Annotated in this window: 13 protein-coding genes and 2 riboswitches; of the genes, 6 read left to right on the plus strand and 7 right to left on the minus strand. The window is 41.4% G+C overall.

Annotated features, from left to right (window positions below):
• Nucleotides 1-224: 224 nt before the first annotated feature.
• The 3 genes from C6347_RS07365 (at nt 225) to motB (ending at nt 4,254) form a co-directional block, all read left to right on the plus strand.
• On the plus strand, nt 225-2,327 hold the full coding sequence (locus C6347_RS07365) for an ATP-dependent Clp protease ATP-binding subunit (protein WP_066030977.1): 2,103 nt from the start codon (nt 225-227) through the stop codon (nt 2,325-2,327).
• 375 nt (nt 2,328-2,702) lie between these two features.
• Nucleotides 2,703-3,497 (plus strand): flagellar motor stator protein MotA, encoded by a 795-nt coding sequence (gene motA, locus C6347_RS07370; RefSeq protein WP_034662877.1) that lies wholly within the window; start codon nt 2,703-2,705, stop codon nt 3,495-3,497.
• Nucleotides 3,490-4,254: a flagellar motor protein MotB gene (motB, locus tag C6347_RS07375; RefSeq protein WP_060596120.1), complete on the plus strand. Its 765-nt coding sequence runs from the start codon at nt 3,490-3,492 to the stop codon at nt 4,252-4,254. Before motA ends, motB begins: the two co-directional genes overlap by 8 nt.
• Before the next feature lie 29 nt (nt 4,255-4,283).
• On the opposite strand, the gene mhqR is transcribed toward motB, so the two are convergent.
• Nucleotides 4,284-4,739: a MarR family transcriptional regulator MhqR gene (gene mhqR / locus C6347_RS07380; protein WP_034662884.1), complete on the minus strand. Its 456-nt coding sequence runs from the start codon at nt 4,737-4,739 to the stop codon at nt 4,284-4,286.
• 205 nt (nt 4,740-4,944) lie between these two features.
• Here mhqR and C6347_RS07385 point away from each other — a divergent pair, with 205 nt between their 5' ends.
• Nucleotides 4,945-6,450: a sporulation kinase KinD gene (locus tag C6347_RS07385; RefSeq protein WP_066030978.1), complete on the plus strand. Its 1,506-nt coding sequence runs from the start codon at nt 4,945-4,947 to the stop codon at nt 6,448-6,450.
• 46 nt (nt 6,451-6,496) lie between these two features.
• Here the strand turns inward: C6347_RS07385 and C6347_RS07390 are convergent, their stop codons facing one another.
• The 6 genes from C6347_RS07390 to C6347_RS07415 all read right to left on the minus strand — a co-directional run bounded on the left by C6347_RS07390 (nt 6,497) and on the right by C6347_RS07415 (nt 11,544).
• Nucleotides 6,497-6,739, minus strand: coding sequence for an aspartyl-phosphate phosphatase Spo0E family protein (locus C6347_RS07390; RefSeq protein ID WP_034662891.1), 243 nt, complete (start codon nt 6,737-6,739; stop codon nt 6,497-6,499).
• 301 nt (nt 6,740-7,040) lie between these two features.
• On the minus strand, nt 7,041-7,571 hold the full coding sequence (locus tag C6347_RS07395; protein WP_060596118.1) for a 1,2-dihydroxy-3-keto-5-methylthiopentene dioxygenase: 531 nt from the start codon (nt 7,569-7,571) through the stop codon (nt 7,041-7,043).
• Nucleotides 7,572-7,587: 16 nt separating this feature from the next.
• Entirely contained in the window at nt 7,588-8,226 is a 639-nt protein-coding gene (locus tag C6347_RS07400; protein ID WP_060596117.1) for a methylthioribulose 1-phosphate dehydratase, read from the minus strand.
• Nucleotides 8,190-8,885 (minus strand): 2-hydroxy-3-keto-5-methylthiopentenyl-1-phosphate phosphatase, encoded by a 696-nt coding sequence (locus C6347_RS07405; RefSeq protein WP_106047715.1) that lies wholly within the window; start codon nt 8,883-8,885, stop codon nt 8,190-8,192. The genes C6347_RS07400 and C6347_RS07405 overlap by 37 nt, the downstream gene beginning before the upstream one ends.
• The gene (gene mtnW / locus C6347_RS07410) at nt 8,886-10,136 is read right to left on the minus strand and encodes a 2,3-diketo-5-methylthiopentyl-1-phosphate enolase (protein ID WP_181185450.1); all 1,251 of its coding nucleotides are present in this window, start codon (nt 10,134-10,136) and stop codon (nt 8,886-8,888) included.
• Between the two features lie 71 nt (nt 10,137-10,207).
• Nucleotides 10,208-10,309, minus strand: a riboswitch (SAM riboswitch).
• Nucleotides 10,310-10,353: 44 nt separating this feature from the next.
• On the minus strand, nt 10,354-11,544 hold the full coding sequence (locus tag C6347_RS07415) for a pyridoxal phosphate-dependent aminotransferase (RefSeq protein WP_106071539.1): 1,191 nt from the start codon (nt 11,542-11,544) through the stop codon (nt 10,354-10,356).
• 163 nt (nt 11,545-11,707) lie between these two features.
• Nucleotides 11,708-11,866, plus strand: a riboswitch (SAM riboswitch).
• Between the two features lie 79 nt (nt 11,867-11,945).
• Here C6347_RS07415 and mtnK point away from each other — a divergent pair.
• Both mtnK and mtnA read left to right on the plus strand, forming a co-directional pair.
• Complete coding sequence (gene mtnK / locus C6347_RS07420; RefSeq protein WP_066030982.1) at nt 11,946-13,139, plus strand: S-methyl-5-thioribose kinase; 1,194 nt, start codon at nt 11,946-11,948, stop codon at nt 13,137-13,139.
• A gap of 6 nt (nt 13,140-13,145) precedes the next feature.
• The gene (gene mtnA / locus C6347_RS07425) at nt 13,146-14,207 is read left to right on the plus strand and encodes an S-methyl-5-thioribose-1-phosphate isomerase (RefSeq protein WP_060596112.1); all 1,062 of its coding nucleotides are present in this window, start codon (nt 13,146-13,148) and stop codon (nt 14,205-14,207) included.
• Nucleotides 14,208-14,211: the final 4 nt, after the last annotated feature.

The following is a 14,211-nucleotide window of genomic DNA, read 5'->3' on the forward strand; positions in this document are numbered from 1 at the left end:
CACTTTCGATTGTCTTTTTTTATCCTATGAGACGAGTTCCTTGAAAAGAAGGACAAACCATGATTAAATGCAAAAAAGGATTTTCAACTGCCTTTGAGCAAAACAGTTGAAAGTCAAAATAGGTCAGAGTATACTATAGTCAAAGATGGTCAAACAACAGACCATTTTCTTTAACATTCATTGGTCAAATAAAGTCAAACTTTATTTTAAGGAGGTTATGGCAAATGCGTTGTCAACATTGTCAAGTAAATGAAGCAACTATTCGCCTGAATATGCAAGTGAATTCGTCCCGGAGCCAAATGGTTTTATGTGAAGACTGCTACACCTCTTTGATGGAGCAATCAAAAATGAAAATGGGACCTCAATTGTTCGGGGGAAGCTCATTCTTCTCTGAGCAAGCAGGACATGCACAAAGCGTAGAGCAGCCAAAGCAAAAAGGCTTACTCGATGAACTTGGCCGGAATTTAACAGATGGCGCAAATGCTGGTTTAATTGATCCAGTCATCGGCCGTGATGAAGAAGTCGCAAGAGTCATTGAAATTTTAAATAGAAGAAATAAAAATAACCCTGTTCTGATTGGTGAACCAGGTGTTGGGAAAACAGCGATCGCTGAAGGACTCGCACTGAAAATTGCAAGTGGCGATGTACCAAATAAATTAAAGAACAAACAAATCTATTTATTAGATGTCTCCTCCCTTGTAGCGAATACAGGGATACGTGGTCAATTTGAGGAAAGAATGAAGCAGTTAATCAAAGAATTGCAAAGCCGTAAAAATATTATCTTATTTGTAGATGAAATCCATCTTCTTGTAGGCGCAGGATCTGCCGAAGGGTCAATGGATGCTGGAAACATCTTAAAACCAGCCCTTGCACGAGGCGAGCTCCAGCTAGTAGGTGCGACGACATTAAAAGAATATCGTCAAATTGAAAAAGATGCCGCACTTGAACGACGCTTCCAGCCCGTCATTGTGGATGAGCCAACACAAGATGAAGCGATCGAGATTTTAAAAGGCATTCAAGATAAGTACGAAAGTTATCATGGCGTCACTTATTCAGACGAAGCTATTCAAGCGTGTGTTCAATTATCTTCCCGGTATATTCAAGACCGTCATTTGCCGGATAAAGCCATTGATTTAATGGATGAAGCAGGTTCAAAAGCGAACCTCTCCATTGATGCAGCAAGTGAAGATGAACTAACGAATCGTCTGAGAGAAATTGCTGCTGAAAAACAAGCTGCTTTAAAAGAAGAACAATACGAAAAAGCAGCGAAGCTTCGAGATGAAGAAGAAGCCATTGAAGCAAGACTTCAAAACAAAACAAATGACAAAGAACATGTCGTCACAGCAGAAGCCATTCAAGCCATTGTGGAACAAAAAACAGGCATCCCTGTCGGCAAACTGCAAGCAGACGAACAAACCAAAATGAAAGAAATTGACGTCCGCTTAAAAGCACGGGTGATTGGTCAGGAACATGCGGTTGAAAAAGTGGCGAAAGCTGTGAAAAGAAGCAGAGCCGGCTTAAAATCGAAACATAGACCAACAGGCTCCTTCCTATTCGTTGGACCAACAGGTGTCGGGAAAACCGAATTGTCAAAAACGCTAGCTGAAGAATTATTCGGTTCAAGAGATGCGATCATCCGTTTAGATATGAGTGAGTACATGGAGAAACACTCAGTATCCAAGCTCATTGGTTCTCCTCCTGGTTATGTTGGACATGATGAAGCGGGTCAGCTGACGGAAAAAGTGCGCAGAAAACCATACAGCATCATTTTGCTGGATGAAATCGAAAAAGCACATCCTGATGTGCAGCATATGTTCCTTCAAATCATGGAAGATGGCCGGTTAACAGACAGCCAAGGCAGAACCGTCAGCTTTAAAGATACAGTCATCATCATGACAAGTAACGCAGGCAGCACAGATAAAACGGTCAAAGTCGGCTTCCAGTCTGATCAGGAAGAAGCGATTGAGGAACAATCACTCATTGATTCACTCAGCGCCTATTTCAAGCCAGAATTCTTGAACCGTTTTGACAGCATCATTCAGTTTGACTCATTAGATAGAGATGATTTAGTGAAGATTGTGGATCTTCTGCTCAATGAGCTGTCAGAGCAATTAAAAGAGCAACATTTAACAGTCCATGTGACAAAAGAAGCGAAAGAAAAAATTGCAGAACTTGGATATCACCCTGCATTTGGTGCTCGTCCACTGCGAAGAACCATTCAAGAGCATGTTGAAGATCAAATGACGGAAATATTGCTTGAAGAAGAAAAGCTTTCAGGATTTACTGTAGATGTTGAAGATAACGAAATTGTAGTAAAAAAAGGATAAGTACATCCTAAGAAGGATCTACAGCTCCATCATGTTGCGGTGTCTAAGTTCCATCCGCACGCCGACGCCCCCTCCGCCTCTTTTCCTTTACGATAAAAGAAAAAGAGGTGGATCACATGATGAATTGGAGCTATGATCTTGTCAAAATTATGTATGAAGAAAAATTAAAAGAGCTGCTTTTAAATGAAACTGCTCAAAGAAATTAAAAAGAAACTCCCTTTATATCAGAGGGAGTTTCTTTTTTAAGGTAATAGAAAGCGCTTTCGTCAAAATTTCTTCACAGAAACTGCCTTAATTTTATATTCTGACTAAAACCCTTCTAGAAGACACCGATATTAACTATAGAAAAAGATAGTTAAAGGATTTGGTGAGATAATGGACAAAACATCGTTAATTGGTATTATTTTAGCATTTATTGCACTGAGTGTCGGTATGGTTTTGAAAGGTGTGAGTCTAACCGCTCTTATCAACCCAGCGGCTATATTGATCATTGTTGTTGGGACGATTGCAGCTGTTGTCATCGCATTCCCATCTAGTGAAATTAAGAAAACACCAAAATTGTTCGGCAAAATTTTCAAAGACAACCAGCTTCCAACGATTCAAGAAATGATCCCTCTTTTTTCAAACTGGGCACAAATTGCGCGTCGTGAAGGTCTTTTGGCATTAGAAGCTAGCATTGAGGAAGTAGATGACGATTTCCTTAAGAACGGCTTAAGCATGGCGGTTGACGGTCAGAGTGCAGAATTTATTCGCGACGTCTTAACAGAAGAGGTTGACGCCATGTCTGAAAGACATCAGTCAGGCGCATTAATCTTTACACAAGCAGGTACATACGCTCCGACGCTTGGTGTACTTGGCGCCGTTGTCGGACTTATTGCCGCACTTGCAAACATGGGAGATATTGAAGCACTAGGACATGCAATCAGTGCAGCCTTCGTTGCCACACTGCTTGGGATTTTTACCGGGTATGTGTTATGGCATCCATTTGCCAACAAGCTGAAGCGTAAATCAAAGGAAGAAGTAAAGCTTCGTCTGATTATGATCGAAGGGATCCTTTCTGTTCTTGAAGGTCAATCTCCAAAAGTGATTGAACAAAAACTTCTCATGTACTTACCAGCGAAAGAACGTGCAAATCTTGTCATTGAAGAAGGAGAAAAACAAAATGGCTAGGAAACGTAAAAAACATGATCACGATGACCATGTAGATGAATCTTGGCTGATCCCTTATGCCGATCTTCTGACGCTTCTACTCGCTCTCTTCATTGTGCTATTTGCATCTAGTTCGATTGATGCGGCAAAATACGAACAGATGGCAAAGTCTTTTAATGTCGTCTTTACGGGTGGTACAGGTGTCATGGATCAAACCAGCATGCAAAGCACTGAAGAAACTGAAAATAGCAACCAGACCAAGAAAGCAGCCGAAGAAGATGAAGAAGCCAAAGCGAAAGCTCGAGACCATGCCGTTCTCACAAAGGTCAAAAAGCAAGTGGACTCCTTCATTGCCAATAAGAAACTTGGAGCTAAGCTCGAAACAAAGCTCACGGACGAAGGTTTGCTCATTACGATAGAAGACAGTATCTTCTTTGATTCTGGCCGGGCGGTTATTCGCCCTCAAGATGTCCCGTTAGCAAAGGAAATCTCAAAACTACTTGTCATAAACCCCGCTCGTGACATCGTCATTAGCGGACATACTGATAATGTACCGATCAGAAATTCAGAATTTGAATCCAACTGGTATTTAAGTGCCATTCGTGCTGTAAACTTTTTGAGTATTCTTCTTGAGAACAGCAATTTAGACCAAGAGAACTTTAGTACAAAAGGTTTCGGTGAATTCAAGCCGGTTGCTTCAAACGATACAGCAGAAGGCAGAAGTAAAAACCGACGCGTAGAAGTACTCATTTTACCGATTGAGAAAAAAGCGAAATAAAAAAGGAAGCCCTCGGCTTCCTTTTCTATTTATTCTGTATGATCATATAAATGCTTTGCACGCAGTCCCACATGTTTGAGCATATCAATGCAGGCATCCTTCTCTTCTTCGCTAAGGACACTGATCATCTCATGAATTTCTTTCGCATGATCTGGGAAGATATCATCAAGCAAAGCTCGTCCCTGCTTGGTAATATGCGCAAATGTCACCCTGCGGTCTTCTGCACAGGCCCTACGACTGAGGAGTTCTTTCTTCTCCAATTTATCGACCACATACGTGATGCTGCCGCTTGCAAGTAAAATCTTATCACCGATTTGCTGAAGAGGCTGATCCCCTTTATGATACAGTAATTCTAATACTGCAAATTCAGTCGGATTCAGCCCGTGCTTCACAATATGTTTGTTCATGTGATGATTAATTGAGCGATAGGCACGTGATAATACAATAAATAATTTCAAAGATTTCTCAACATTATGATTTTCCATTTTTTTATCATCCTTTATGAAATGCAACCCACTAATGTGACATTAATAAACAATAAGTAAAATGTCAACATCTTGATCCATCTTTAGCATGAAAATGAGACCAGAACGAATCACCTAATTTTTTAAAAATCACACAAGTCATCGTAATAAAGATAGGTTCAATGCTATAATAAGTCTATTAGGTAATACGTTGGAGCGATGAATGATGAGTATACTGAAAGGGTTTTGGAAGAAGATCAGGCTGTACCTTATTTTGGTCATGATTCCAACCCTAATCATTAGTTATTTTATCTACGAAAAAGAAACGGAAAAAATCGACTTAAAAAACAAACAAACTGCTACACTTATGTTAAATATTCACAAAAACCAAATGAATTATTTAATTAGTGAAACAGAAGCGAGATTAACTTCACTTGCCATGGGATTTGACCAGCCTCTTGAGACAAAAAAAGTACAAAACATCCTAGAGAAAATCTATAAACAAGAACCTCGTTTTTCAGGTCTGTATCTCCTAGACAAAAAAGGAAATGTATCAGTAAGCACCACACCGTTAAAGGAAAAAATCAACCTGTCATTTAGAGATTACTTTAAGCGCATTCAAGTGACCAAGCAGACGGTGATCACAGATAACTATGTGAGCCGAATTACAAAACAGCGGATTCTCTCCATTTGCGTGCCTGTGCTAGATGAAAATGAAGAAGTCACCAATGTGCTAGTCGCCGCCATTCAAATTGATTATTTAAGAAATATTATGAATGTATTGAACCCTGATCTTCATTTTAAGATGCTGAATCAAAATGGACATGTGGTGTTTACAAGTGGTCCGCAGCCAGCATCAGAAAATGGCAGCACCGTGTCTACATATTTAGATGAAAACAGCTGGAAGCTGGAGGTCTTTCCGCAGCGCGCGTCTACAGGTGAAGTGCTGTCTGTTATGCTGATCCCTTTATCCAGTGCTTTTATTTTATTAAATATTTTATTCACACTTGTTCAATATATCATTTTAAGGCGTCAAACCCAGCAGGAGCGTCACCAAAATGAAGCGCAAAAGCTTGAATTAATCGGAACCCTCGCAGCAAGTACGGCACACGAAATTCGCAACCCATTAACAGGGATCAGCGGATTTATACAGCTTTTGCAAAAGAAGTATCATTCAGAAGAAGATCAGCTCTATTTTTCTGTCATTGAAGAAGAAATTAAACGAATCAACCAAATCGTCAGTGAGTTTCTTGTATTAGGGAAACCAACGGCAGAAAAATGGCAGAATAACTCTGTAAAAGAAATTGTAAGTGAGATCATGCCGATCGTTTTCTCTGAGGCGAACCTTTATAATGTTGAGGTTGATTTGCAAATTAATACGATTCAAGATGTTGGGGTATATTGCACAAAGGATCACATTAAACAAGTCGTATTAAATGTAGCGAAGAACTCGTTAGAAGCGATGCCAAATGGCGGTCATTTGAAGATTTTGATTGAGGCTGAAACAGAACATGTCATCATTAAAGTGAAAGATACGGGTGAAGGCATACCAGAAGAAATGTTAAAGCATATCTTCCTTCCTTTTATTACGTCGAAGGAAAAAGGTACAGGTCTTGGGCTTGTCGTGTGTAAACGAATTATTTCGATGTATGGCGGGACAATTGATATTCAAAGCGAAGTGAATAAAGGAACAACCGTCATGATCATGCTTCCTTCTGCTCACTCAGCATAGTTGAAACATTCAGCCGGTTTTGCTTAGGCAAGACCGGTTTTTCATGTCAATAAGAAGGGCGGTTCACAGATAGAAGACTCATTTGAGATACAAGATCATGAAAGGAGGGGGCAGATTGTTTCTCATGAAAAAGGAGATACTGATACTCATTCATCAGGTTGTCTAGTTCTTGACTATATTTAATTGTCGTCTCACCAGTGTAGCCTTCCGCTTGAGCAGCTTCTACCATCTGTTTTCTCTTCTCATCAATGGACATCAGCAATTGTTCTTTCCTTACATAAATATTCATGATCTCAGCTCCCGCAATGAATTCGACTGTCTATGCTCAAAATGATCCGACACCAAAATTATACTTTATTTGTAAATTAAATTAAATATGCTTATTTTATTTAATTTTTTACAGCCTAAAGACCTCTTACCCAATCTAATTTGGGGGTAAACTTCAAATTTGGACAGGACTGATACATGGATTAAACAGAATTTTATCCTATGCAGAAGATCAAAATCAACTATTTTCTTTCTCATTTTATGCCTATTTTCCTAAAAAAAAGCTGATCATCCGCCTCATGCGGAATGATCAGCTCCTGTCATTAAACCGTTTCTTCCTCGTAAATTGGCACCCAGCCCTCAGTTGTGACAAATATGCGAACTGCGACCACTTTGCGATCCTCTTGAAGTGTAAAGTAGTGGCGAATATGTGGCGGGACAGAAATTAAATCGCCTGGATTCAGTCTCACATCAAAAAAGACGCCATCCTTACCCTGAATGGCAAAGATTCCATGCCCGCTTACAATAAAACGTACTTCGTCATCTGTATGATGATGCTCACGCTTAAAATTTTGGAGCAGCTCATCTAGATTTGGTGTGGCGTCAGATAATGAAATCACATCCTGCGCTTTGTACCCTCGTTTTTCAGATATACGCTGGATTTCCTTTTGAAAAACAGTCAAAATCTCTTCCTTTTCCTCATCTGTTAAATCATACTTTTCTGATAACCGGTTTGGCAGCTTTGCAATATCCCAATGTTCATAAATGACCCCTTGCTTTTCTAAATATGCTGCTACCTCTTGCTCGTTTTCAAGTAATGTGTTTTCTTCGTTATGAATCAAAATCGTCGCCATGTGCTTTTCCTCCTTTTTATCTGACAAGCTGCTTTTGATAAAGCGTTAATTTTAAGTGGTAGCTAAATAAAAATTCATACGCCTCTAATACTCGTTTTGCTTCAAAGGCTGTTTTTCCCCAGACAGTGATGCCGTGATTTCGAATGAGCACCGCACCTGATTCTGACTCTTCAGTGAGATGCTTTGCAAATTGTGCTGCAAGATGCGGAATATGGGCTGGATTTTCAATAATCGGTATCGACACTTCTGCATCCTCTTCCCAGTAACCAAGCGCCTTGATGATTTCGTTTCCTTTCAAACGAACCTCGCCCTTACCCCCATACAGCTCAGACATCACATTATTATCGATTGTATGGACATGGAGGCAGCAACCTGCTTTCGTCCGCTCATACACGTATGTGTGAAGCAGTGTTTCGGCTGAAGGTCTAAGCTGTTCGTTCGGATCATCAGGCTTGCCTGCTGCGTTCACTAAAACAAAATCTTCATCCGTTTCTTTTCGTTTATCTTTACCGCTTGCCGTCACCAAAAACGTGATTGGATCATCCGACACCTTGATCGATAAATTGCCGCTTGTTCCGTAAAACCAGTCTCTTTGTGCCAGTTCACGTTTGACGTCTGCTAGCTCCTGCCAGCGCTTGCTCTTTGCGTCTGCCATTCCTTCACTTCCTTTATTTGTTCAAATTGCGCTTTAAGATCAATAAATGTTTCATACTCTTTATATACAACCCCAAGCTCCTTACATTCATTCAGCAAGTAGTCGCGCGCAAATGTGAGATCCGCATGCTTTGCTGCCTCCACATCGGTGACTGAATCTCCGATCATGATGATGAAGTCCTTCTCATGGGTCAGCTCTCGAATGATTGACGGCTTGCAGCATCCGCAGCCATTTTGACATTGCGAATCGCAGACATGCGGCCATTCAATCTGAATATGATCTTCCCCAAATGAGGCATGATTGCAATAAATATTGTCTCTGCCCACAATGCCCTCGAGTATGGGATAGACAAAAAAGTCCATCCCGCCGCTTAGCACATAGAAAGGAATATCAGCCTTTTTCACATAATCAACAAATTGCTTGAATCCTTCTCGAATCTCTGTATCTTCTAAAATAAACGACTGAATAGCTTCTTTTTGATCACTCGTCAGTAATTGAAACATCTGCCCGACGCCTTCTTGAATGGTGATCTCCTTTGTGAGAACATCATCCTTCAGCTTCGTCCATTCACTTGGTGCAAAGTGTTTCATGATGCGAATGATATTATCATTTTTTGTAATTGTTCCATCAAAATCACAACATACAATTGGTTTTTTCATTTATTCTGCTACCCTTCCCCATAGTTCAAGTGCTGCTTTTAAGTCTTGGCAAGAAGCTGCCTTCTCTTGGATCGACTCTCCATGTATCACCGCATCAATGATCGATCGAAATGCTTTCCCTCCACCGATGGCTCCACGCGGATGTCCGTGAATTCCTCCACCAGCATTAATCACATGATCGAGTCCAAAATCTTTAATCAATACTGGAACCATTCCAGGATGAATGCCTGCTGACGGGACTGGGAACGTTTTTTGAACCAAATCCTCTTTTACACAAGCTTCATAGATTCCAAAGGCATCTTTTTTCGGAAGTGCGACCGACCCATAAGGTGAGGGAAAAAGACTCAAATCAGCGCCAGCATATCGATTTAATTTACCTAAAAGAAGAGAATGCGAAAATCCATATTCAGGCGATGATGTCAAAGCGCCGCTTACTGCGGGATGGGCCATAATAGGCAATGGAATATCTGGATCCTCAGCTAAGCTTTGCATGACATCTAGTCCGTAGGCAAAGACATTGAATAAGAGTGCATCCGCTCCAAGTTCAGCTGCCTTTCTTGCTCGATCCTTCAGTTCAAAGGTTCTGCCTGTTAAATTAACGGCATATAACGTTCGGTGCCCTGTCTCTTCATATGTTTCTTTTAATATCTTTTTTCCTTCTTTGATTCGTTCTTCAAAAGGGGCTAGCGGGCTCTCAAATAAAATTTCATCGTCTTTGATAAAGTCAACGCCGCCTAATGCTTGTAAACGGAGCTGCTCTTTTAAATCCGCCATATCACGGCCAATGACACCTTTAAAAATACTCATCAACAACGGACGATCAAACACGCCTGCTTTTTTGCGTATGCCATCAATTCCAAATACCGGTCCTGGCAGGCTTCTTTTAAATCTATCCGAGAATTGTATGTCGACTAGCTTCACTTTTCCATCAAGTGAAAGCTTTCCAAAGATCGTCGTCAAAACGGCCGGTATATCAGCTGAAAAGTTAGCCTCAGGATAAGCAATGGTCACCTCAGATTGATATACGCCATTTTCGGCTGAAGCAACCTTTTCTGATACTTTTTCTACCCGCCCTTTATGTTTTTGAAGCTGCTCCTTTTTGAGCTGCGGCAAATCTGTCCATGATCCCACTGTTAAACCAAGTGCGATCTGCTCCGCTTTTCGGTTCACTTGTTCATCCTCTCGATGTGTTAATACGTATGTTGCCAGTAATTCACTCACTAGGAATCCCCTTTCAATTTCGTCATGCATATGGTCAATAAAAAACCTCTTCAAGTGCTTTGTCAGCGCCTTAAAGAGGTTGTTTCGTGTCATTCATCCGAATCTTATCTCTCAGCGCTTGCTGCAAGAATTAGCACCGTGCTTCATGGAAGTCGGTTGCCGGGCTTCATTGGGCTAGTCCCTCTGCCTACTCTTGATAAGAATATTCAATTTTCTTAAATATTGTCTGAATTATCGCACCATTTTTTTATGTTGTCAATGGCTTATTTTCAAACAGATTCAAGGCAGCGATACGCCGAGCGGCTTCTTGTAACCGCTCCTCACTTGTTAAAAGCCCAACTCTCACATACCCTTCACCGTGAGTACCAAACCCATTCCCCGGAGCCACAACAACATGTGCTTTCTCTAATAATACGTCAGAAAAAGATTCAGATGTATATCCTTCTGGCACCTTTAGCCAAGCAAAAAATGACCCTTTTGGTGCTGTGACCTCCCAGCCAATGTCCTTGCAGGCAGCAATCCACACATTTCGCCTTTTCTCATATCGATCATTTTGCACCTGTACGCACGTTTGGTCGCTTAATAGGGCTTCCGCTGCTGCATCTTGAGTTGCTTTAAACAGTGAGACAAACAGATGATCCTGATAAAGCTCGATCGCTTCAATAACAGACGGATTTCCTGCTGCAAAACCTACTCTCCAGCCGGCCATATTATACGTTTTAGATAATGTGTAAATTTCAATACCCGTCTCTTTCGCTCCATCTGTTTGCAAAAAGCTGATCGGCTTTTTCCCATCAAACCCAATGCCGCCATAGGCAAAATCATGGACAACACAGAGTTTGTGATCTTTCGCAAACGTAACGGTTTCTTCAAAAAATGCACGACTTGCCGTGGCACCTGTCGGATTGTTAGGATAATTTAAATACATCAACTTTGCTTTTTTCTTATCATTCTCAGGCAATCGATCATAGTCAGGTAAAAAATCATTTTGTTCAAGAAGCGGCATCGTCACCATCTGAGCTCCAGCAAGCACGGCACCTGACCAATAATCAGGGTAACCAGGGTCTGGGACAAGGAGTGTATCTCCAGGATTCAGCAGGCATTGCGGCAGCTCAACAAGTCCCGCTTTCCCGCCAAATAAAATCGCAATCTCCTTCATCGGATCAAGCGTGACACCATATTCTCTTTCATAAAAGGCGGCGGCAGCCTTTTTTAATTTCGCTGTTCCGCGGAATGACGAGTATTGATGATTTTCAGGTTTTAATACCGCTTCCTGCATGGCTTTTACAATATGCGAAGGGGTTGGCTGATCAGGATTTCCCTGCCCTAAATTAATGATATCTGCCCCTTCCTGCATCTTTTTCTGCACCTTTTGGACAAGAGACGCAAAAAATTGTTTCGGTAATTGTTTCAATACATCTGATTGCTGGAATTCCATTTCTTCACCTTCTATTCAAGTTACGTAACAATACAAACACTGTAATGGATTGTTTTATGAATTGTAAAGCAATTTTGAAAAAAGATTGACATGTGAAGCGCAGCTCTGATAATATCTTGAATTAAGAAATGCAAACAGACACGAAATAATTACATATTGATTTCTCTTATCGAGAGTTGGGCGAGGGATTTGGCCTTTTGACCCCAACAGCAACCGACCGTTAATACCACTGTGAAGTGGGGCGCAGCAAGTAAGCGCCAAGACAATTGTCTTATAGGGCACGGTGCTAATTCCATCAGACGTATGTGCTGAGAGATAAGAGAGGCTTTGAGCATACACGCCATCAAGCCTCTTTCTCTCAGGAGAAAGAGGCTTTTTTATATGATTTGGAGGGATAGCAATTGGTTACACTTACGGCATCATATGAAGAATTAACAGAAAGCTCGGCAGTTGCACTCGCAATTAGACTTGGCTTGATCCAAGAAAGCAGTCATTTGACATGTACGGAAATCGGTGACGGGAATTTAAATTACGTCTTTCATATTTTTGATCACAAACAAGAAAAAGGATTGATCATCAAACAGGCCCTGCCCTATGCCAAGGTGGTCGGAGAGAGCTGGCCGCTTACATTAGACCGTGCGAGAATTGAAAGTGCTGCCCTGATCAAGCAGTCAGAATATACGCCGCACCTTGTACCTGCAGTCTATTATTCAGATACAGCTCTTGCTGTGACGGCAATGGAGGATCTATCACACCTGGAAATCGTCAGAAAAGGGCTAATTGCCGGAAAACAATATCCGCATTTATCCGATCATGTAGGAGAATTTTTAGGAAAAACACTTTTTTACACTTCTGACTTTGCCACAAATCCTAAAATCAAAAAACAATTTGTGAAGCAATTTACGAATCCGGACCTTTGTGACATTACTGAAAAACTCGTCTTCACAGATCCTTTCTTTGATAGCGGCACAAATGATTTCGAAGAAGAATTAAGAGAAGCTGCCGAAGCGCTTTGGGCAGATCTTGAAGTGCAGGCCAAAGCAGCCGAACTGAAGCGTATTTTCCTGACATCTGCTGAAACACTCGTTCATGGAGATCTTCATACAGGCAGTATTTTTGCAAATGAGACGGAAACAAAAATCATTGATCCAGAATTCGCCTTTTACGGTCCCTTTGGATTCGATATTGGCCACTTTATCGCTAACCTGTTCCTCAATGCTTTGTCTCGTGAGAATGAACACGATCAGCAGCACCTTTTTGACCATGTCATCAATGTATGGGCGACATTCAAAGAAGTGTTCGCAAAAGCTTGGAAAGAAGACAGCATTGAAGCATTTAGTGTATCTGACAGTTTTTTAGCAACAACCTTTGACCGTATTTTAAAAGAAGCGGCAGGCTTTGCGGGCTGTGAGCTTGTCCGCCGAACAATCGGCCTTGCTCATGCCGCTGATCTCGATGCGATTCCATCACCATCTAGAAGGATTCAGCAGAAAAAAGCAGCACTAACGCTCGGAAAAACAATGATCAAACAATATCATGCAGTGGAAGCAGCGTCTGACCTCGTCGCATTATTCCATCAATCTGTAAAGGAGTGACGGGTTTTGTCTAAAGAATTTGAAGTCCCCCGTTCTGTCGAATGGGAAGAAAACCATATTAACATTTTGAATCAGCAAAAATTACCGGCCGAAACTGAGTTTGAGCATTTATATACAAAAGAAGACGTGTATGATGCCATTGTCACGTTAAAAGTGCGGGGAGCACCTGCCATTGGCATTACAGCAGCTTTTGGACTGGCGCTCAGTGCCCAAGACATTGAGACAGAAGAAATTGATGTTTTTAAACAAGAAGTCATTCAGATAAAAGAATATTTAAACAGTGCTCGTCCAACCGCTGTGAATTTAGCCTGGGCTTTAGAGCGATTATTGCAGCGCATTGAGCGTGCAGCTTCGGTCAATGCAGCCAAAACAGACCTTGTCCATGAAGCCATTCAAATTCAAATTGAAGATGAAGAAACATGCAGACAAATCGGTCAAAATGCACTCCAGCTCTTTAAATCGGGTGATCGTATTATGACCATTTGCAATGCAGGCTCCATCGCCACAAGCCGGTACGGAACAGCCCTTGCTCCATTTTATTTAGCCAAAAAGAAAAATCTCGATCTTCACATTTATGCCTGTGAAACACGCCCTGTTCTTCAAGGGGCTAGGCTGACAACATGGGAACTCATGCAAGGCGGCGTAGATGTGACGCTCATCACAGATAACATGGCAGCCCATACGATGAAAGAAAAGAAAATTTCTGCTGTCATTGTCGGAGCTGATCGTATTGCCCGTAATGGAGATACGGCGAATAAGATTGGAACGTTAAGTCTCGCCATTTTAGCTAAGCATTTTCAAATTCCGTTTTTTATAGCTGCACCGCTTTCCACCTTTGATGTATCAACCCAAGACGGGGCAGATATTCCAATTGAAGAGCGCGATCCGCTGGAAGTAAAGGAATTAAACGGCGTCCAAATTGCACCGCCTGATGTTCAGGTATTCAATCCCGCCTTTGATGTCACTCCTCACCATCTCATTTCAGGTATCATTACAGAGAAAGGGATTATCACATCGAACTATACAGAAGAGATTGATACTCTGTTCGCTGAAAACATCTCACTCTGATCAT

It is taken from the genome of Bacillus sp. NMTD17, assembly GCF_002998735.1.
In the GTDB taxonomy this organism is placed as follows: Bacteria; Bacillota; Bacilli; order Bacillales; family Bacillaceae; genus Bacillus.